Consider the following 20,730-nt stretch of genomic DNA (forward strand, 5'->3'; position numbering starts at 1 on the left):
AGTCCAAATTTGAAAAGTACATATTGTAGAAGTAGTAACGAGGAAAGGAGGTGACAATATGGGTTGTGGTAAGCCAACAAATCCTATTGGACCAATCCATTCAGCAGGCTGCGTTTGTGACGTAGTTCGCGCTATTTTAGATATTCAAAATCAAGCGGTGCGAGATGAGTGTTCTCCATGTACAGCTAACTGTTTCTTAGAACCACTAGGCGGGATTGTTAGTCCTGCACGCTCTCAAGCAGATACACGTGTATTTATGTTAATTACAAAAGACGGTACTCCTTTCAAAGCATTCTTTAATTCCCCAACTGCAGATCCTTGTATTTGTACATCCGTATTCTTCCGCGTTGAAGATATGTTTGATGAGTGTTGTGCGACTTTACGTGTTTTAGAGCCTCTATGTACATTCGATTCTAGCGAAAGTACAGTAGATTTATTAAGTCGTGACGGCTGTTGCGTAAATATGAAAAAAATCTGTAAAGTGGATGATTGGAACTCAACAGATAGCTGTATTACTGTAGACTTATCTTGCTTCTGTGCTGTACAATGTATCGCTGATGTTGACTTAGGGATTTGTGACTAATTTCTTTCACCTTTGACACACACACATAAAAAAAAGTGTACAGCATCCTCTGCTGTACACTTTTTTTATAATGTTGGTAATTGTCTGCCACGCCATAGTACTTGTTTTATATCTTCAAAATAAATGATTTCCTGTGTTTTTAATTCGAGTGAGGTAAGCATTAAAGAATCATTTTGTACATCTGAAGCAGAGCCCGTTAATTTTCTACCATCTTTTAAACAAACTAAAAGTGGCTGATAGGCGCGCTGACGAAATGGTTTCTCTAAAAATTGAAGTTGTTTTAGTAAATACGGATCTACCTGCACATCCTTTACAACGTCTTCCTCTTCAACTGTTTCCTCTACATAAGTATGGTCCTTTACGTATACAGATGTACTTTCATCCAAATCAAGTTCATGCAACACCTTAGAAATATTTAAAAAATATGATGGTGATTTTATAAACAAGCGTGGTTCTTGATCCACAATACTCACTTCCCCTTTTTCCATACAATATGCGAAGGAAAGTAATTTGGTTCTTAGCCTATTTGACTTAAGAAAACCGTTGCTAAACCTAAATAAATTAAAATACTGGTAATATCATTTAAAGTTGTAATAAACGGGCCAGAAGCAACAGCTGGGTCTATTTTCAATCGATGCATTAACAATGGAATAAAAGAGCCTGCTAATGTCGCAACTAAAATCGAGCCACAAAGTGCGGCACCTACTAACATCCCAAGTACTAGTTCTTGCTTCCAAAAATAAACGATACCAATGACAATTAAGCCGCAAACAATTCCTGACATTAAGCCTGTGCCCGCTTCTCGTAGTAGTAATTTGAATTTACTATGTTCTTCTACATCTCCTGTAGCAATACCACGAATGGCTACGGCCAAAGCTTGTGTTCCACTATTTCCGGATGTTCCTGAAATCAACGGAATAAAGACAGCCAATAAGGCAACCTTATCTAAAGTATCTTCAAATTGGCCCATTAAATTTGCTGTTAGCATTCCTAAAAACAGTAGTACCACTAACCATGGCAAACGTTTTCTAGCAGCTTGGAATGGTGTGACATCAAATTTATCCATATCGGAAATACCGGCTAACTTAGAGTAATCCTCAGACGCTTCTTCATCCATAACATCAATAATATCATCGACTGTGATAATCCCAAGTAATTCACCTTTGTCATCAATAACAGGTGTCGCTAAGAAATTATAATCCTTCATAATATGTGCGACTTCCTCTTGATCATCTCCTACATGTACCATAACGACACGTTCATTCATAATAGAACGAATAAGTGTATCCTCTTCAGCAATAATTAAATCTCTTAATGAAATAACACCTGTCAAGCGGTGCTCTTCATCTACTACGAATATATAATAAATGGTCTCTGCATCTGGTGCCTCTTTACGTAAAATTGCCATGGCTGAACGCACTGTAGAGTTTTCTGGAATAGCGACATATTCAGTTGTCATAATGGAACCAGCCGTGTATTCATCATAGCTTAATAGCTCATTAATTTCCTCAGCCGTTTCCTCATCCATCATTTCCAGATAACTTTCACGTTGCTCCATATCCAGTTCATTTAAAACATCTGCTGCATCATCTGCATACATATGAGAAAGCATTTCCGCCCCATAAGATGGATCCATTTCAGCTAGATACGCTTTATACTCATCATCTTCAATATCGATTGCCTCAAAAATATCAGCCATTTCTGTCGGAGACAAGAACGAATAGATGATTTTCCTTATGTCAGGTTCCACCTTTTCGTAAAACGTTGCCTGATCATATGGATGAAGTTCTAAAAACTCATCACGGAATGCGTCAATATTATGTGCTTCGAGCATTTCTCGTAAATGTGCTTCGTCAAATTGCACATCATCCTTTTCATTTCTATCCTCTATCATGCTTGTCCCCTCCTTCCGAACTATCCATCTTTGTTACGGACAATACCGTAAATCTACCTTCTATATAATAGAGCGTATTATTCCCTTCTGCAAACCCTTTTTTGTTTATTTTCATGAGGATTTGTATGGCTTCAATATAATGGAATTCCATTCTTAAAAATCGTGATGTTTTCTATTTGACTATACCTTATATTTGTACTTAGAAGATGAAAAACGCGTAAAGAACCCTTTATTTACTATCAAAAATGATAAGGAGATGCCCGTTGTGCGAACATCTCCTTTTCATAATTTTAAGTGGAAGATTCTTTAAGTAAATTTTGCATATCTTCATTAAGCATACTTGTGAACTGCAAATGTTCACTTGTTAAGGGATGTGTCATATTTAAGGACACACAATGTAGTGCCTGACGGTCCATATGAAGTCGACTTCCTCCATAAAGCTCATCGCCAACAAGTGGATGACCTAACGACGACATATGGACACGAATTTGATGTGTACGTCCTGTATGCAATGTAAGCCCTATATGTGTCATCGGTTCAGCCCCTAAGTAAAAACGTTGTATTACAGTTACATCTGTATGAGCATATTGCCCATCTTCACGAACCTCTCGCTCAATAATGCTCGTTTCTTTACGCCCAATTGGTGCTACGATTGATTGGCTATCCTGATGAACATGTCCGTGGACAATTGCCTCATATTTCCTTGAAATCTCACCATTACGCTGAGCCAAGCCTGTTAAATGATGAATGTGTGCATGCTTGGCAATACAGAGTAAACCTGATGTATCTCGGTCAAGTCTCGTTATAATATGAGCAGTGGATGCTAATCCTTGCTGCTCAAAGTAGCCACAAACAAGATTGGCAATACTATTGGTTGGGTGTTCACGTGAGGGGATGGTGCTTTGGTTAGCCGGTTTATTTAACACCAAGATTGTATCATCTTCATATACTATAGCCAAATCTCCATGTTCGCTCGTGAGCCCCTCACTCTTTTCCTCAGGAGGAAATGTCACTTCTACACAATCATCAACTTGAAGGGCATATCTTACATTTCGTTCAATCCCATTGACCGTCAATAACCCTCCATTGAACTTTATAGCAGTTAGTGCTCGCTTAGATATACGCCATTCTTGTAGGGCTTCTCGTAATAATTGACCCTCTTTCTTAGCCACAAAGCGCAATGTAAATCTAGTATCCGTCTTACTCATTTGCAACGAATGATTCATGCACACGTTCCCAAAATGGGAATGGACGGAAACGTGCGAAACGTACCCTTTCATTAGCCACGTTAAATACAATTGCCTTTACATCACCCTGTGTAATTTGTAAATGGTCCACTGTCATATTAAAGTTTTGTTCATTTACTGGACGTAATACACAATGATGGTGAGCGGGTAAAATTAATGGAGAACCAACTGTCCTGAATACACGATTATTAATGGATGCGATTTCTGTAATTTGAAGTGCTGCTAAAGTTGGATGAATGATTGCCCCACCAAGCGCTTTATTGTAGGCTGTACTTCCAGAAGGAGTTGACACACAAAGACCATCTCCTCTGAAACGTTCAAATTGATTGCCATTTAGCTCAACGTCCATGACAAGTGTTACATCTGGCGATTTAACTGTTGCCTCGTTTAAAGCTAGATACGTATTCGATGCTGCATTATGATGCTCCACCTTCACTTCTAACAGTGGATATTCCACCACATTAAAATCCTTTTTAGCAATGGACAAAACTAACTTTTCTAATTCAGATGGCTTCCAGTCTGCATAAAAACCTAGATGTCCTGTATGGATGCCCACAAATGCCACTTGATCTAATAAATGAGAATATCGATGAAAGGCATGTAAAAGTGTCCCATCTCCACCAATAGAGACAACGATTTCTGGTGCTTCCTCATCATAAGTTAAGCCAAAATCCTGTAAGTAGGTTTTAGCTAGCTCCATTAGTTCATTGGATTGTGCATCTCGACGTGATTGAATCGCAAATTTCATTGTTAGTCACGCTCCTTCTCCGATAATAAATTAGGATTCGATGCTTCCTTATATTCGCTGAAATACGCCTGCGCTTCTTGAATTTCACTACGAATAGATGACATTTCCTCATCCAAGCGAAATGCTGCCTCAGCAGCACTTTGCAAGCGATTTTTTATTTCCTCTGGGAACATGCCCTTATATTTATAATTTAAAGAGTGCTCAATAGATGCCCAAAAATTCATAGCGAGTGTTCGTATTTGGATTTCGGCTAACACTACCTTTTTGCCCTGAATCGTTTCAACAGGGTATTCAACAATCATATGGTAAGAGCGATAACCACTTGGTTTATTATGTGTAATATAATCGCGTTCTTCCACTACACGCATATCTTTTCGTTGACGGATAAGCTCAGTTACTGTAGCAATATCATCCACAAATTGACACATAATTCGAAGACCGGCAATATCACCGAGTTCATCACCAAGTTGTTTAGATGGCTCAAAGGCTAACCCTTTTTCCAATGTTTTATCATATATACTTGCTAAGGGCTTCACACGTCCTGTTACAAATTCGATAGGTGAATTGGCATTAACAATACCAAATTGTGAACGCATGCCCTTTAATTTTACTTTTAGTTCATCTACTGCTTGTTTATAAGGACTTAAAAATATTTCCCATTGTCCCATCACAAAAACCTCCCGACATTCGGTATCGAACACCGTCTGTTCGTTTTGTCTTTCTATTCAGCGAGAATTGCCTTGAAGTGTTGTTCCACTGTTTGGACAAATTCTGCCCCGTAATTGTAATTTCCTTCAATATTATACACGAGCATTTCCAATTCATCGTAGAAATTAATAAGCTCGATTGCTTCATCATTTATTCGTAGTATTGGATCTTTCTTTTTTTGTAAAATATGTACAAGATTCTCCCAACTACTCGGTGGAAAACGCAAGTAATGATAGTCTTCACCTGCATCCAGTAAATAAATAAATGCAAAATCATCTGAATCTGCAATAAGTTGTCCAGCAGGTTTTAACTGTAAATTTACTTCATTGTCGTTTAAACTAAAATGAAGTTGATCTTGTTCAAAATTCGATGTTTCTATTGTGTAAATTTTACGCACGTGCGGTTCCCCTTTTCGTTGTACTCTTCCTCTTATTTTAGCACAGAGGGTAAATAGTTGCAGTGTGTAAATGTTAAATCAAGCGAAACAGCGAATGAAAAATAAAAAAATAAATAGGTGAATAAATATGACACAAGAAATTGAAATCGAGTTTAAAAATCTCCTAACTAAACATCAATACGAGCAACTGTTACAAGATTTCCACATTCATAAAAATGCTATTCATCGTCAAACAAATCATTATTTCGACACAGCTACTCAGGCTATTCGCAAGCTACAAAGTGGATTGCGTATTAGACAAATTGGTGAATATTATGAATGTACACTTAAAGAAAAAAATACTGAGCATGCCCACCTTGAAACTACAGATCAATTAACAGCGGCTCAAGCTCAGAAAATGCTGAAGGGCGAAGGCTTTTTCGCTCAAGAGGTCGCCAAAAAACTTGCCATTCATAGCATTCCTTTAGACCAATTACGTGTGTTTGGTTCGCTTACTACAGATCGTGTCGAAATTCCGTATAAAGAGGGGCTTCTTGTTTTTGACCATTCTTACTATTTGCAGTGCGACGATTATGAGGTAGAATATGAAGCAAAAGATGCCATAAAAGGGAAAGCAATCTTCGACGAATTTTTACAACAACATGGTATTCAAAAGCAAGAAACTGATAAGAAAATCGCCCGCTTCATGAAGGCTTTACAGCAGCAAAATTCATAATAGTTTAAAAAGAAAGGTGACTAACCTCTTGGATATTCAATCACTAAGATCTTTAATGGAGATTCAAGCATTACAAACACTTGGTTCGACAGATGGTTCATCTACAAACGCTTTAACAGACAATCAATCTATTTTTTCTGACATGATGAATGAATTATTGGGAGATGCTTCAACTGCTAGCAATGCCACATTATCGAGCCTACTAGGTGGAGGCACAGCAAACGCTGATATCTTCAATCAGTTGGCTAATACATCAGAAGCTACACTTGAATCATTGTTATACAAAGGTTCTAATGCTGTGTACATTCCTGATTCTGTTAAGCAGGCATTAGCAACCTCTTATGGGAATACAAAACTGGACTCCTATGTTTCTGATCATGTAATTGGCTCAACTGCCTATGCAAACTCTTTGGCAGGAGCAGATCAATATGCTGCTATTATCGAAAAAGCATCAGCTACATATGGTGTGCCTGAAAAACTTATTGCAGCCGTCATTAAGCAGGAATCCAATTTTAATCCATCCGTTGTTAGTCATGCAGGCGCGCAAGGCTTGATGCAATTAATGCCTCGCACAGCACAGTATCTAGGGGTTACGAATGCTTTTGATCCAGAACAAAATATTATGGCTGGGGCAAAGTATTTGCGTCAAATGCTAGATAAGTTTGATAATGATCCTACACTAGCATTAGCTGCCTATAATGCAGGCGCTTCTCGTGTCACAAAATATGGAGGCATTCCTCCTTTCAAAGAAACACAGAATTATGTCAAAAAAGTGATGAATTACTTCACAGTGTAATCGCATTATTCCTACTATCTATCTTTTTTCCAACAAATTTCACCCGCTGTGGTGAAATTTGTGCTTTTATAGCGAACAACAATTCGAAAGAGCTCTTTATTTGTGAAAACGAAAAGACGTTGATAGAATGAAGGTAGTCACAAGAAATTCACATTTTACTGATGACGGAGTATATAAATGGTACTTTACGATATAAAGAATTAAAGGAGCATATAACCTATGAGTCGAAAATACACTGTTCCTTATGAGGAGCTGGGGGCTGAAAAACTGGCAGAGCTTATTCATGCGTTCTATAAAAGAGTTGCTCAGCATCCTGATCTTATTCCAATCTTTCCAAAGGATTTGACAGAGACAGCCCGTAAGCAAATTCAATTTCAAACACAGTATTTAGGTGGACCTAATCTCTTTACTGAAGAACATGGACATCCAATGATGCGTGCACGTCATATGAATTTTCCAATTACACCAGACCGCGCACAGGCTTGGCTGGAATGTATGTCAGAAGCTATGGATGAAGTAGGTTTGGAAGGAAAGTTCCGTGAAACTTATTATCAACGTTTAGTATTAACAGCTCATCACATGGTTAATACGCCTAATGACGATGAGGGGGAATTGTTACGTGAATAATATTCAAATGCTACAAGAACCAACGCCAACGATTTCTACTGCCAATAAGCCTATTGAATTGTATATTTTCGTAGATCCACTTTGTCCTGAAGCTTTTAGCATGCAAGCTGTGCTCCGTAAATTACAGCTCGAATACAACCATTACTTCACTTGGCGTTTTGTTTTAAGCACTGAGCTTACTTCTTTAAACTGCTTAAGTAAGCGTGTAAAGGGCTGTATCTCAGGCATAGAGCTAGATATTAATCATCCTGTATTACCTTCTATCGCTATTAAAGCGGCCGAATTACAGGGAAAACGCGCCGGAGCACGATATTTATCGAAATTACAAGAATATGTATTACTAAGCCATCAAGATGTAAACTCCTATGCTACTCTTTTAAAAATCGCAGAGGATATTCAATTAGATATGACTGAATTCACCGTTGACTTCGGTTCAAAGGAAGCAGCACGCGCTTTCCAATGTGATTTATACATTAAACGTGAAATGGAAGTTGACGAAGTCCCTAGTATTGTATTTTTCAATGAATGTATTGAAGATGAGGGACTAAAAGTTAGTGGTAGCTATGCCTATGAAGTTTATGAACATATTTTACAAGAAATGCTCAATGAACAGCTGGTACGTCAGCCTTTACCATCAATAGAGGACTTATTTTCAAAATTCCATACACTTTCTACAAATGAAATAGCATTTATCTATTCATTAACAGAACAAGCAGCTGAACGTGAACTAAAGAAACGTATGCTGCAACAAAAGATTGAACGAATCCAGACAACTCACGCTACTTTATGGCGTCTTAAATAATAAACGTTAAGGACTTAACTAATCATTAGTTGAGTCCTTATTTTATACTATAAAAAAACAAAGAAACGCCTCTATCCTCGACCGATAGAGACGCTTCTTTTTCACAAAGGGGATGGGAGAAATGTTCACGTTCAAACAAAGGGGTGTATGTTTGTTTTGTGATTTATTTCACAAGAATTACTCTATCACGGAATAATATATTTAGCAATGAATCCAATACTAGATTCACAAATTTGTCAAATAGAAAGCGATTTCAAACAGTATTTTTCCTAGATGCACTCTTTTAAAGTATTTAGAAATCAAAAAAAATCATTATTCTTTCCTTTCAAATAAAGCTACCTATAAAAAAAATGAGGCTATAGGAATATTCCTATAGCCTCATTAATTAGTTATTCAACAATAATTTTTCTAATTCATTTAAACGATCTTCAAATACTTTACAAGCATCCTCTATTGGCTTCGCAACGTTCATATCAACACCTGCTGCCTTTAATACTTCAATTGGGAAATCCGAGCAACCTGCTTTTAAGAAGTTATTAATATAACGTTCTACAGCCGGTTTACCCTCCTCTAAAATCTGTTTACTCAATGCTGTAGCTGCTGATTTACCTGTCGCATATTGATAAACATAGTAATTATAGTAGAAGTGCGGAATGCGAGCCCACTCTAAACCAATTTCCTCATCCACAGCCATATCATCACCGAAGTACTTTTTATTAAGTTCATAATACACTTCAGTCAATCGATCAGCTGTCAAAGATTCACCGTTTTTATCCATTTGATGAATTAGATGTTCGAACTCAGCAAACATTGTTTGTCTGAAAACTGTACTTCTGAAACCGTCTAACCAATGATTTAATAAATAGATTTTTTGTTGAGGGTCATCAATGGTTTTGAGTAAATAGTCATTTAATAATTCTTCATTACATGTCGAAGCAACCTCAGCCACAAAAATAGAATAATCCCCGTAAACAAATGGCTGATTATTTCTTGAATAATAACTATGAACACTATGACCAAATTCATGTGCCAACGTAAATAGATTATTCACATTATCTTGCCAATTCATTAGGATATAAGGATTTGTTCCATAGGCACCGGACGAGTATGCACCACTTCGTTTCCCTTTATTCTCTAAAACATCTACCCAACGGTTATCTAGTCCGTTTTGTACGATATTTTGATATTCCTCTCCTAATGGTGCTAAAGCCTTCACTAAAATATCCTTAGCTTCGTCGTAAGTAACCTTCATTTCTACTTCTTTTACAAGGGGTGCAAATAAATCCCACATATGCAATTCATCCACACCTAAAAGCTTCTTACGTAACGAAATATAACGCTGCATTGCAGGTAAATGCTTATGGATGGTTTCTACTAATTGATCGTAAACATTTTCAGGAATGAAATTATTAGACATCGCTGCCTCACGTGCTGAGTCATAATGGCGAATACGAGCGCTCACATTATGTTTCTTCACATTCCCTGTTAGTGTTGAAGAAAACGTGTTTTTAAACTTGCCATATGTTTCGTACATGGCTTTAAACGCCCCTTCACGAACTGAGCGATCTTTGCTCTCTAAAAACTTAATATAGTTACCATGTGTAAGTTGTACTTCTTCCCCTTCTTCATTTTTTACAAAAGGGAACTCCAAATCCGCATTATTTAACATGCTAAATGTATTAGATGCAGTGCCAGTGACCTCAGACATTTGAGCCAGTAATGCTTCCTGTTCCGCTGGTAAGACATGTGGACGTGCCATTGTAATCTCTTTTAAAGATTGCTTATATAATTGTAGGTCTTGACTTTCAGCTAAATAGCTTTCAATTGTTTCCTCATTTAATGCCAAAATTTCTGGCGTTAAAAATGATAGCCCCGCAGAAATACTAGTTGCTAATGTTTGTATACGGCTATTCATATCTTGATAAAAACTATTTGTCGTATCCTGATCGTAACGCATATGAGCATATGTGTAGAGCTTCATTGCACGTTCATAAATATGGTCGTGATACTGTAAAGCCGCTAATAATGCCTGTGCCCCATTATTTAAAGTTCCTGCAAAACTAGATGCTTTTTTAGCAAGTTCTGCAACTTCCTTAAACTCCTCTTCCCAAAGTGCGTCAGATGCAAAAATGTCCTCTAATCGCCATGTTAATTCTTTCGGTACTTCATTTCTTACCAAAATTTGATTACTGTTACTAGCCATGTGCATGCCAGCCCCCTTTATATGTGCTTTTTTCCCTATACTCTCATATTTTCTCAGTATATTGCGGCAATTGCAAATAATTGTGCGTACACTTGCTCACAAATATCCTGTAGTTTCTGATCTTGTTTTATTCCTTTCAATATTCGGCTATATTGTTGAACAGCCTTTACTGCCTGTCCTGTATACTTTAAGTGATATTGAATTAGAAAATCTTGTATATGGTGTTTTTTTAGATCATAAGGCTCTAAACCTAACTGTTGACTAAAAAACCACAGCATAGTTTGCCATTCACTCGCAAATAACGAGATGGCTGTCCCTTCTTTTACGGGAATACCGATATAAGAGGGCATTGCCGAAATAGAAAAATTCATCTCATAACAACTTCGTAAAAATGAATCATGTACGCCCTGCTTACTTTGTAGGAGGCGCCTATTTGCAAATTGCTGGCAAGCACGTTTATATAGCTGCCAATACTGTTGAAATTCTTCTAAGGAAATACAAGTTGGTATATAAAATGGAAAGCGTTGTTGTTTTATTGAGATTTTTTGTACTTTACCTATAAAAGTATGCCCATGGACATGGAGGAGATTCGTCCAATAAACAAATTGTTCAGTTTTGGCATTAAAGGTCATTAAATAAGGAAGGCCTGTTGAAGTGGTCATAAATGACTTTTGTAGTAATGGGGAAATGCTTATTTTTCTAATACCAGTGATTGCTTCGTTCCTTTGAGGAGTTAGAAAGAGCCAAATTGGTTGTATGTTATTTGTTTCATAGCCTATTGTCCGTTTTTGCCATTTATCATGAGTAATGGGGCTACATTGAAATTCCAGTGCGAAGTTGTTATTGTCAAAAGCAACAAGTAAATCTGGACGCTGAGAAAGCTCTGTTAAATAGGGCTCAAGCTCCACTTTAAGCCTAAGCTTTTGTAGCCATTCAAACAATTGAATTTTACCTTGTAAATGAAGTTTTGATTCACCTTCTGCAAAGAACTTTGAACATTGATTTTGCGTATGATGTGCAAAATGTGGGATAGTATAGGAACCAATTTTTAAATGAACTGGTTCTAGACATTGAGGACAAAAAAATGTCATCTGGCGCCTATATTTCTGCAATGCTTCTCTCGTATATTGATATGGGTGAAAAAGCTGCTGAAGGTGGTTATAGGCAATCAACATATAATCAGCTCCTTTTAGCCCAACTATAGTAAACATTATTAGCTATCACAAAATAAAAGCTGCTTTTTCTTGAAATTTATAAAATGCTACTATTGAACATTTCGTATAAAAAAACTGTAGTGAATCTCGATAAATTTACCGAGTCTCACTACAGTCTAAAAAATCAAGTAAACAAATGCTTAAGCAAAGTATTTTCGAACTGTCTCAAAGCAATTAAATTCCATAATTTTTTCGCCGTACTCCTCTAAACGATGAATCGTAAAATTAGATGGCGTTAAAAATTCTTTGATGACTGCATTTCGATCGTGACGGTTTAACTCTTCATCTGCATTACCAAAATCAACCACTAAATAGTACCAATTTTCATATTTAAATAATGAGGAATCCACTAATTCGTCTGTCATTCGCTTTGCAACAGGGATTAACTCATCAATATCTTTAAATTTATATACATAAATGTCTGTATCCATAAATAATTCTGATTCATCCATGTCACCAAATTGAGTTAGTTGGCTAAGAAGATCATCCCCAACTTCATCGAATGGTGCAAACATCTCTTTGTGTTCATCAAAATTCGAATGACCATCTAATGTTTCACCGTCTTTTAAGATATGTGCACGTGTGACAATGATTTCTAAGCCTACTTCAGATGCATTGATATGAATCCAAATCGGACCTTCTACATCAAAATAATCCTCCGTATTTACTTCATCAATCATATCCCAAAAAAGCTGTTCACCCTTTGCTCGATTGTACCAGATTTCTTCACGACTATAGCCGCGATCCTCTATATCATTGTACGTAATAAAGAGCTTAAGTGTATTTTCATTTACACGTTCGATGTCCACTAGACCTCATCTCCCTTCACTGTCATATGTCGAAAAACAGTTTTGTTTCATTAGTATGCTTTTATTCTTTTTTTTTAACCTTCATACTGCATTTGTTTTTCAACCTTTGACCACACCAGTAAAACCACACGAGGAACTGCAAACATTAAAATTTTTTATTCACAGTTGTCTCTAACACTATTGTATGCTGTTCTGTCATAAAATGAAAAGGATATACACCGTTTCACAGAAGATATTTGAATTATTGAAATTGTAGTAAACTATTTAACTTAAATCAAGTTTAACATACTTTAACGGAAATATATGACTTTCCACTATTAATTATTATACTTTATATAGAAGGTTTTACATAAGTAAAACATAAAAAAATAGATGTCACAATATGCATCTCACAGCTGTAACATCTACTACTTATTTTATTCAGAATAGATAAAATTAATTCACCATTCTTTGTGCTTCTTGCAACTGATATGCTCGAACTTTTCGAGGTAAAAAACGGCGAATTTCATCTTCGTTATAGCCAACTTGTAGACGTTTTTCATCTAGAATAATTGGTCGGCGCAATAAACCAGGATATTCCTGAATTAATTCATATAAACGTTGTAAAGGTAAACTTTCCACATCTACATTTAATTTTTGGAATATTTTCGAACGCGTAGAAATAATTTCATCTGTGCCGTCTTCCGTCATACGTAAGATTTTTTTAATTTCACTAATACTTAGTGGTTCAGAAAATATATTACGTTCTGTATAGGGAATTTCGTGCTCCTCAAGCCATGCTTTCGCTTTACGGCAAGAGGTACAACTTGGTGATGTAAATAGAGTTACGATCATTCCTTCTGACACATCCTTTCATTTTGTAATCATATCTATAAACCAGTGTGTTAAATTAGAATTAATGTAATGTAAAATACACAGTACCATTATACAGTACTCTGCTGTTTTTGAATATAGTTCCAATAAAAAAAAGAATGGGTGTCTCGCTAAATTTTCTGTCTTTTTATATACCTTTTAAATGTATATACTTTTTTCACAACATTCCGAACTACTACTACTATTCCCACTTTACATGCATTTTAAACATCTTTTTATGACTCTCAGCTGTTCTCATTTAACTAAAGTAAACGAGAAAATTGTCAATTTGACGTGTACACCACAAGTTAATTTTAATAAAAAAGTTTAATTTTATAACAAAATTACACAACAAAAAAAGCATATAATTTTTTCTCAAAAAAAAACACCGCCAAAAGTCTGACTTTACACAATGAAATCTTTATACTATAATTCAATGCAATAAAATCAATTTGAACTTAAATTGAGAAAAACGCTGACGAAGAGTAGTACATATGCTACGTACACGTTTAGAGAGTCTGTGGCTGGTGAAAACAGATCGTGGGGCATATGGAATGGACTTCCGAGTTAGCTTTGTGAACGTTTTAGGTATGTAAACTACTAGCAAAGCTCGTCCCTTCACGTTACGAAGCTGAGTGGCCGTTAAGGCAAGCTGGGTGGTACCGCGGATTCAAACATCATTCGTCCCTTCATTAGAAAAAGTCTAATGAGGACGCGTGATGTTTTTTATTTGAATTCGAGGAGGAAATTTTCATGACAACAATCTTTTCAGGTGTTCAGCCTACAGGAATTGTAACTTTAGGTAACTATTTAGGAGCCTTCAAGCAATTCCCTGCCCTTCAAGATGAAGGGGATGCTATTTATTGCATCGTCGATCAACATGCTATTACAGTCGCTCAAGATCCAAAAGAATTACGAGAAAGCATTCGTAAACTAGCTGCTACTTATATTGCGACTGGCATCGATCCTAAAAAATCTACATTATTTATTCAATCAGAGGTGCCTGCACATGCTCAGGCAGGATGGATGTTACAATGTGTTGCATCTATCGGAGAGCTTGAACGTATGACACAATTTAAAGATAAATCTCATGGTAAAGAAAGCGTCTCTGCTGCCCTTTTAACATATCCACCATTGATGGCTGCAGACATTCTACTTTACAACACAAATATTGTCCCAGTTGGTGATGATCAGAAACAACATATCGAGTTAACACGTGATCTGGCAGAACGCTTTAATAAACGTTATGGCAACGTTTTAACAATTCCAGAGATTCAATTACCAAAAGCTGGTGCTCGTATAAAATCCCTACAAGAACCAACAAAGAAAATGAGCAAATCTGATCCAAATACAAAGGCGACAATTAGGTTGCTAGATACGGCTAAGGATATTGAGAAAAAAATAAAATCAGCTGTTACTGATTCTGACGGTATCGTAGCATTTGATGTTGAAAATAAACCAGGCGTTTCAAACTTATTAACAATTGAATCGGCTATTTCAGGTATATCTATTGCTGACTTAGTAAAAAAATATGAAGGCATTGGTTATGGCGGCTTCAAGCAAGGCGTAGCTACTGCAGTAATCGACCACCTGACGCCAATTCAAGAAAAGTTCTATCATTTAGTAGAATCCTCTGAATTAGACGTCATCCTTGATGAAGGTGCTGAAAAAGCAAATGCAATTGCCAGTGCCACATTAAAACGTATGGAAGAGGCAATGGGTCTCGGTCGTGCACGTCGCTAATCATTTATAGTCTATCTGACGTTCGATCAAAGCCTATATCAAGAACGACAGCGCATATGATGATACATGCTCCAACCGCCATATAAAATTCTGTTGTTTGAAAAATAAATTTAAATACAACTTTCCAAGAATAGCCTAGCGTACGGTAATTTAAATACAATATGAGATTCCCTACAGAGAGGATCATGAGACCATAGCTTACTAAAAATAAAAAGAGACGGAACAAAGTAACGGCATCCTTTCTATTTCTTCTTACTTATCATTTATTCACAAAACTATAAAAAAAGACGTCAGCCAATTAAATTTGGCTGACGTTTTTTGAGTTTAGTTGTACTATTTATGCTTCATATTTTTTAAATAGAAGACTTGCATTGTGACCACCAAAACCAAGAGAATTACTCATTGCATATTGAATATTTGCTTCTCTCGCTTCATTTGGAACATAATCTAAATCACAATCTGGATCTGGATCTGTTAAATTAATTGTTGGTGGTAATATACCTTCTTTAAGTGCAAGAGCAGTAAAAATAGCTTCTACGCCCCCTGCTGCCCCTAATAAGTGTCCTGTCATAGACTTTGTAGAACTCATAGCTAGGTTATAAGCATGGTCACCGAAAGCAGTTTTAACCGCTTGCGTTTCGAATAAGTCATTATATGGTGTACTCGTGCCGTGTGCATTAATATAATCAACTTGTGATGGCTCTACACCAGCATCTGTCAATGCTTGCATCATTGCACGTGCCGCACCTTCACCCTCTGGAGCTGGAGCAGTAATATGATGAGCATCTCCCGTTGCACCATAGCCTAGAATTTCGGCATAAATTTTAGCGCCACGAGCTTTTGCATGTTCGTATTCTTCTAAAATGACAATACCAGCGCCTTCTCCAATAATAAATCCATCACGGTTTTTATCAAATGGACGGCATGCTTCTTGCGGATTTTGATTTAAAGATAGTGCAGTATTGGCACAGAAACCTGCCACAGCCATCGTTACGATTGGTGATTCCGCACCACCTGAAATCATGACATCTGCATCTCCACGTTCAATGACTTTAAAAGCATCTCCAATTGAATTTGTTCCAGAAGCACATGCTGTTACAGAACAAGAGTTAATACCTTTTGCGCCAAAATGAATCGACACTTGACCTGAAGCCATATCTGGAATCATCATTGGAATGAAGAATGGGCTAACTCGTCTTGCCCCGCGCTCTTGGAATGTTAAAAACTGTTGCTCATAAGTTTCCATTCCACCAATGCCTGAACCAATCCAAACACCAGCACGTGGAGCTAGCTCCTCATCAATTGTTAGCTGTGCATCTTCCATAGCCATGATTGAAGCAGCTAATGCATAATGTGTAAAGCGGTCCATCTTTCGAGCTTCTTTACGATCAATATATTTTTCAATATCAAATTCTTTCACTTCTGCTGCAATTTTCGCTGCAAAAAGATCTTTATTTAAACGTGTTAGCTCACCAATGCCAGATTTACCAGCTTTAATGTTCGCCCATGTTTCTTCGATGCTATTTCCTAGTGGTGTAACTGCGCCAATTCCTGTAATTACTACTCGTCTTTTACTCATTGTCTTACTCCCCTCAAGCATTTTTCCTACTTATTTTCCCCATCTCATGGCAACGGCACCCCATGTTAAGCCGCCTCCAAAACCAACAAGGACTAATAAATCATCCTCTTTAATTTTACCTGCTTCAAGCTCATCTACCAAGGAAATACCAATCGAAGCTGCAGAAGTATTTCCGTATTTATGAATCGTTTTTGACATTTTTTCTGGTGGTAGCTCTAATCGCTCACGAGCTGATTCCATAATCCGTATATTTGCTTGGTGTGGCACTAAAAAATCTACGTCTTCTTTTGTTAATCCTGCTTTATCTATTACATTGACAGCTGATTCACCCATTTGACGCACAGCAAATTTAAACACTTCACGACCATTCATGGCAATTGTGTCTTGTTTTGTTAAATAAAGATTTTTACCGCCCGTGCCATCTGCACCAAGCTCGAATGATAAAATACCTCTGCCATTAGAAACTGGACCTACAACGGCTGCGCTCGCGCCATCACCGAATAATACAGCTGTATTTCGATCGTTCCAATCAATAACCTTTGACAGCTTTTCAACACCTACTACTAAGACATATTTATAAGTGTTTGCCTCTACAAAATGTTTAGCTGTCACTAAACTATATATAAATCCTGCACATGCTGCTGCTTGATCCATCGCCGCAGCATTTACTGCTCCGAGTTGTTCCTGAACCATACATGCTACACTTGGGAAAGTTTGATCTTGTGTGACAGTTGCTACAAGTATTAATCCAATTTCTTCAGGCGTAATACCCGCTTTTTTAATAGCTTCTTTAGCAGCGGCTACTGCTAAATCTGAAGTTTCCTGATCATCTGCCGCAAAATGACGTTCTTCAATGCCTGTTCGCGTACGAATCCACTCATCCGAAGTATCCATTATTTTTTCTAAATCAAAATTTGTCACGACTTTCTCAGGAACGTATTTGCCTATTCCTAAAATACCAGCGTTCATATAGCAACCCCTCAGCTTTCTTACTATCAATTATTAGTAACTGGTCATAATTATAACGCATAGTAAAGGACAGACGCAAGTTCATTTAAAATTAATGTGTTGAGAGCACGGCATTTCTTTATTATCGAAAGGGAGCTTTCAGCTTTTGAAGGTATTCTTATTACTTCTCTCATATGGTATGAAGTCTATAGCGGTTCTATTTTTTTGTAAACAACCTTTAACAAAATAAATGCCCTCACAAAACCAAGATAATTATTAAATGCAAAACCTTGTATTTGTTGTGACAAATTCGCCATGTTTCACATAAAAGATTCATTTTTTTTCGATTTATGTTATGATATGATAATGAATATGAGTAAAAACTTATGATGAAAAAAGTTCGGTTGAGGTGAAATTAATGCAATATATCGTAACGTTCGTATGGTCATTCCTACTAGTTTCTATGTTAAACTATGTAGTCAGCTCTGTACTTGGTGCACCATTTGATTTTAAGACAGGGGCAATCGTTTCAGTTGTATTCTCCATCTTAATTTTTATTATTGGAGCAATTATTCCAAACGATCCTACACCAGAAGCTGCAGACCATCATTAATTCAGCTAGAAAAAACCTGTTCCGCATTATGCGAAACAGGTTTTTTCTGTTATTTTTCCACTATACAATGGCCATCATGCATTTTTACATGCAATGTTTCTCCAGGCAATACCTCACCCCGTAGTAGTTCCTTAGCCACAGCTGTTTCGATATGTCTTTGTACGAAGCGCTTTAGTGGTCTTGCACCAAATTGGGCATCTGCTCCTTGTTGGACAACCCAATCGATAACTTCTTGGTCAATAGCTAATGTAATTTCTTGTTCTGCCACTCGTTTCCTTAACTGCTCCACATACTTCCAAGCAATAGCTGTAAAATGTTTATTTGATAACGCATGGAACAAGATAATGTCATCCATACGGTTTAATAACTCTGGTTTAAAATGCTGTCTGAGAGCAGCCATAACCAAGTCTTCAACAGTTGGATCGTCATCTTTTGCCTCCATTAAATAACTAGAGCCGATATTCGATGTTAGAATCACTACTGTATTTGTAAAATTGACCATACGTCCTTGACTATCTGTAATTCGGCCGTCATCTAAAATTTGCAATAAAATATTAGCCACATCGGGATGTGCTTTTTCAATTTCATCTAGTAAAACAACAGAATAAGGGTTACGACGCACAGCCTCTGTGAGTTGACCTCCTTCTTCATAACCAATATAACCCGGAGGAGCTCCAACTAATCGAGACACGCTATGCTTCTCCATATATTCGCTCATATCAATTCGAATGAAATGATCTTCTGAATCAAATAATTGAGCAGCTAGGGCCTTAGCAAGCTCTGTTTTACCAACACCTGTTGGGCCTAAGAATAAAAAGCTACCAATTGGACGATGCGGATCTTTAATGCCTGCACGAGCACGCCATACAGCCTCTGTTACTAATTGAACAGCTGTATCTTGACCAACTACACGTTCATGTAAGGTTTCCTTTAAACGCAATAGTTTTTCTCGCTCGCCCTCCACTAGTTTTGTCACAGGAATACCCGTCCAGCGAGAAACAATTGCGGCGATTTCGTCAGCTGTCACTTCTTCACGTAAAATACGAGACTCTGCACCGCTTTCTAATTCTTTTTCGAGTTCCTGAATGTCTTTTTCAAGTGTTGGTATTTTACCATGACGTAATTCAGCAGCTTTATTTAAATCATATTTACTTTCTGCCTCCTCTAAATCACGACGGTATTTATCTAATGTCTCCCGTTTTTTCTGAATTTCATGTAGTTTTTCCTTTTCTGCTTCCCATTGCTGCCTCATCCCCTCAGAAGACTCTTTCAACTTTGTCAATTCTTCTCGTAATTGCTCAAGACGTTTTTTACTTGCTTCGTCCTTTTCCTTCCGTAACGCTTGTTCTTCAATCTCTAGTTGCATAATACGACGAGTCACTGCATCTAGTTCCTGTGGCATTGAATCAATTTCAGTACGAATCGTTGCACATGCCTCATCAATTAAATCAATCGCTTTATCTGGTAAAAATCGCTCTGTAATATAACGATTGGAGAGCTCTGCTGCAGCCACAATCGCGCGGTCATGAATACGTACTGCATGATGTAATTCAAAGCGTTCTTTTAAGCCTCGTAAAATAGACACAGTATCCTCAATAGAAGGCTCACGTACAAGAACTTGTTGGAACCGGCGTTCTAAGGCAGGGTCTTTTTCAATATACAGACGATATTCATCTAATGTAGTCGCACCGATACAGTGTAATTCGCCTCGAGCAAGCATGGGCTTTAACATATTTCCTGCATCCATAGCACCATCCGTTTTGCCTGCGCCTACAATTGTATGAATTTCATCAATAAATAAAATGATTTGCCCTTCTGAATCTTTAACTTCTTTTAATACGCCTTTTAAACGCTCTTCGAATTGGCCACGGTAGCTTGCACCTGCTATTAAAGCACTCATATCCAGCTCGTATAGCACGCACTCTTTCAAGCCCTCTGGTACATCCCCCTTCACAATACGTTGAGCCAAACCTTCTGCAATCGCTGTTTTACCAACTCCTGGCTCACCAATTAATACAGGATTATTTTTTGTTTTACGCGTTAATATACGAATGACATTTCGAATTTCCTCATCGCGCCCAATAACGGGGTCCATTTTGCCATTTTTAACTTCTTCTATTAAGTTGCGTCCAAATTGCTCTAATGGCTTTTGATTATCAGTTTGTTGAAATTGCATAATTAGCACTCCTTTACTTTACTATTTCGCATAATCTTTATACCCATTCTGGTTCTTTTTAAAAGTTTGACCTTAT

Annotated in this window: 20 protein-coding genes and 1 other annotated feature; of the genes, 7 read left to right on the top strand and 13 right to left on the bottom strand. The window is 37.2% G+C overall.

What is annotated here, in order from left to right:
- Positions 1–58 precede the first annotated feature (58 nt).
- Positions 59–583 carry a CotY/CotZ family spore coat protein gene (locus tag ACP3VS_RS02855; RefSeq protein ID WP_008174263.1) on the top strand — a complete coding sequence of 175 codons (525 nt, stop codon included), beginning with the start codon at positions 59–61 and terminating at the stop codon, positions 581–583.
- A gap of 65 nt (positions 584–648) precedes the next feature.
- Here ACP3VS_RS02855 and ACP3VS_RS02860 read toward each other — a convergent pair whose 3' ends face one another.
- The 6 genes from ACP3VS_RS02860 to ACP3VS_RS02885 form a co-directional block, all read right to left on the bottom strand.
- Positions 649–1,047 carry a hypothetical protein gene (locus ACP3VS_RS02860; protein ID WP_230584342.1) on the bottom strand — a complete coding sequence of 133 codons (399 nt, stop codon included), beginning with the start codon at positions 1,045–1,047 and terminating at the stop codon, positions 649–651.
- A gap of 53 nt (positions 1,048–1,100) precedes the next feature.
- Complete coding sequence (gene mgtE / locus ACP3VS_RS02865; protein WP_012292967.1) at positions 1,101–2,477, bottom strand: magnesium transporter; 1,377 nt, start codon at positions 2,475–2,477, stop codon at positions 1,101–1,103.
- Positions 2,478–2,767: 290 nt separating this feature from the next.
- Positions 2,768–3,703, bottom strand: a complete 936-nt coding sequence (locus ACP3VS_RS02870; RefSeq protein WP_031418765.1) for an RluA family pseudouridine synthase — start codon at positions 3,701–3,703, stop codon at positions 2,768–2,770.
- Positions 3,678–4,472, bottom strand: coding sequence for an NAD kinase (locus ACP3VS_RS02875; protein ID WP_031418763.1), 795 nt, complete (start codon positions 4,470–4,472; stop codon positions 3,678–3,680). Before ACP3VS_RS02875 ends, ACP3VS_RS02870 begins: the two co-directional genes overlap by 26 nt.
- Before the next feature lie 2 nt (positions 4,473–4,474).
- A complete protein-coding gene (locus ACP3VS_RS02880) occupies positions 4,475–5,140 on the bottom strand; it encodes a GTP pyrophosphokinase (protein WP_012292963.1) in 666 nt (221 codons plus the stop codon).
- Positions 5,141–5,193: 53 nt separating this feature from the next.
- A complete protein-coding gene (locus ACP3VS_RS02885) occupies positions 5,194–5,577 on the bottom strand; it encodes a hypothetical protein (RefSeq protein WP_012292962.1) in 384 nt (127 codons plus the stop codon).
- 127 nt (positions 5,578–5,704) lie between these two features.
- Between ACP3VS_RS02885 and ACP3VS_RS02890 the strand changes: the two genes are divergently transcribed.
- The 4 genes from ACP3VS_RS02890 to ACP3VS_RS02905 all read left to right on the top strand — a co-directional run bounded on the left by ACP3VS_RS02890 (position 5,705) and on the right by ACP3VS_RS02905 (position 8,517).
- Positions 5,705–6,292: a CYTH domain-containing protein gene (locus ACP3VS_RS02890; protein WP_012292961.1), complete on the top strand. Its 588-nt coding sequence runs from the start codon at positions 5,705–5,707 to the stop codon at positions 6,290–6,292.
- A 28-nt stretch (positions 6,293–6,320) separates the two neighbouring features.
- The gene (locus ACP3VS_RS02895) at positions 6,321–7,088 is read left to right on the top strand and encodes a lytic transglycosylase domain-containing protein (RefSeq protein WP_031418761.1); all 768 of its coding nucleotides are present in this window, start codon (positions 6,321–6,323) and stop codon (positions 7,086–7,088) included.
- A gap of 219 nt (positions 7,089–7,307) precedes the next feature.
- Complete coding sequence (locus ACP3VS_RS02900) at positions 7,308–7,715, top strand: globin (RefSeq protein WP_031418760.1); 408 nt, start codon at positions 7,308–7,310, stop codon at positions 7,713–7,715.
- Positions 7,708–8,517 (top strand): DsbA family protein, encoded by an 810-nt coding sequence (locus tag ACP3VS_RS02905; RefSeq protein ID WP_012292958.1) that lies wholly within the window; start codon positions 7,708–7,710, stop codon positions 8,515–8,517. Before ACP3VS_RS02900 ends, ACP3VS_RS02905 begins: the two co-directional genes overlap by 8 nt.
- Positions 8,518–8,902: 385 nt before the next feature.
- Here the strand turns inward: ACP3VS_RS02905 and pepF are convergent, their stop codons facing one another.
- From pepF to spxA, 4 genes are all read right to left on the bottom strand, one after another.
- A complete protein-coding gene (gene pepF, locus ACP3VS_RS02910) occupies positions 8,903–10,720 on the bottom strand; it encodes an oligoendopeptidase F (protein WP_012292957.1) in 1,818 nt (605 codons plus the stop codon).
- A gap of 53 nt (positions 10,721–10,773) precedes the next feature.
- The gene (locus ACP3VS_RS02915) at positions 10,774–11,895 is read right to left on the bottom strand and encodes a competence protein CoiA (protein WP_099805003.1); all 1,122 of its coding nucleotides are present in this window, start codon (positions 11,893–11,895) and stop codon (positions 10,774–10,776) included.
- A gap of 179 nt (positions 11,896–12,074) precedes the next feature.
- Positions 12,075–12,743 (bottom strand): adaptor protein MecA, encoded by a 669-nt coding sequence (mecA, locus tag ACP3VS_RS02920; RefSeq protein ID WP_008181512.1) that lies wholly within the window; start codon positions 12,741–12,743, stop codon positions 12,075–12,077.
- A gap of 435 nt (positions 12,744–13,178) precedes the next feature.
- Positions 13,179–13,574 (bottom strand): transcriptional regulator SpxA, encoded by a 396-nt coding sequence (spxA, locus tag ACP3VS_RS02925; RefSeq protein ID WP_025116803.1) that lies wholly within the window; start codon positions 13,572–13,574, stop codon positions 13,179–13,181.
- 487 nt (positions 13,575–14,061) lie between these two features.
- Positions 14,062–14,287 (top strand) — a binding site (T-box leader).
- A gap of 61 nt (positions 14,288–14,348) precedes the next feature.
- Between spxA and trpS the strand changes: the two genes are divergently transcribed.
- The gene (trpS, locus tag ACP3VS_RS02930; RefSeq protein WP_012292953.1) at positions 14,349–15,338 is read left to right on the top strand and encodes a tryptophan--tRNA ligase; all 990 of its coding nucleotides are present in this window, start codon (positions 14,349–14,351) and stop codon (positions 15,336–15,338) included.
- A gap of 337 nt (positions 15,339–15,675) precedes the next feature.
- Here trpS and fabF read toward each other — a convergent pair whose 3' ends face one another.
- Positions 15,676–16,917, bottom strand: coding sequence for a beta-ketoacyl-ACP synthase II (fabF, locus tag ACP3VS_RS02935; protein ID WP_031418753.1), 1,242 nt, complete (start codon positions 16,915–16,917; stop codon positions 15,676–15,678).
- Positions 16,918–16,947: 30 nt separating this feature from the next.
- Positions 16,948–17,886: a beta-ketoacyl-ACP synthase III gene (locus tag ACP3VS_RS02940; protein WP_012292951.1), complete on the bottom strand. Its 939-nt coding sequence runs from the start codon at positions 17,884–17,886 to the stop codon at positions 16,948–16,950.
- A 397-nt stretch (positions 17,887–18,283) separates the two neighbouring features.
- On the opposite strand from ACP3VS_RS02940, the gene ACP3VS_RS02945 reads away from it, so the two are divergent.
- Positions 18,284–18,478, top strand: coding sequence for a YjzD family protein (locus ACP3VS_RS02945; RefSeq protein ID WP_025116798.1), 195 nt, complete (start codon positions 18,284–18,286; stop codon positions 18,476–18,478).
- A gap of 49 nt (positions 18,479–18,527) precedes the next feature.
- Here ACP3VS_RS02945 and ACP3VS_RS02950 read toward each other — a convergent pair whose 3' ends face one another.
- On the bottom strand, positions 18,528–20,654 hold the full coding sequence (locus ACP3VS_RS02950; protein ID WP_426388352.1) for an ATP-dependent Clp protease ATP-binding subunit: 2,127 nt from the start codon (positions 20,652–20,654) through the stop codon (positions 18,528–18,530).
- Positions 20,655–20,730 lie beyond the last annotated feature (76 nt).

Origin of the sequence: Lysinibacillus sp. VIII_CA (genome assembly GCF_049943995.1) — a bacterium.
In the GTDB taxonomy this organism is placed as follows: Bacteria; Bacillota; Bacilli; order Bacillales_A; family Planococcaceae; genus Lysinibacillus; species Lysinibacillus pinottii.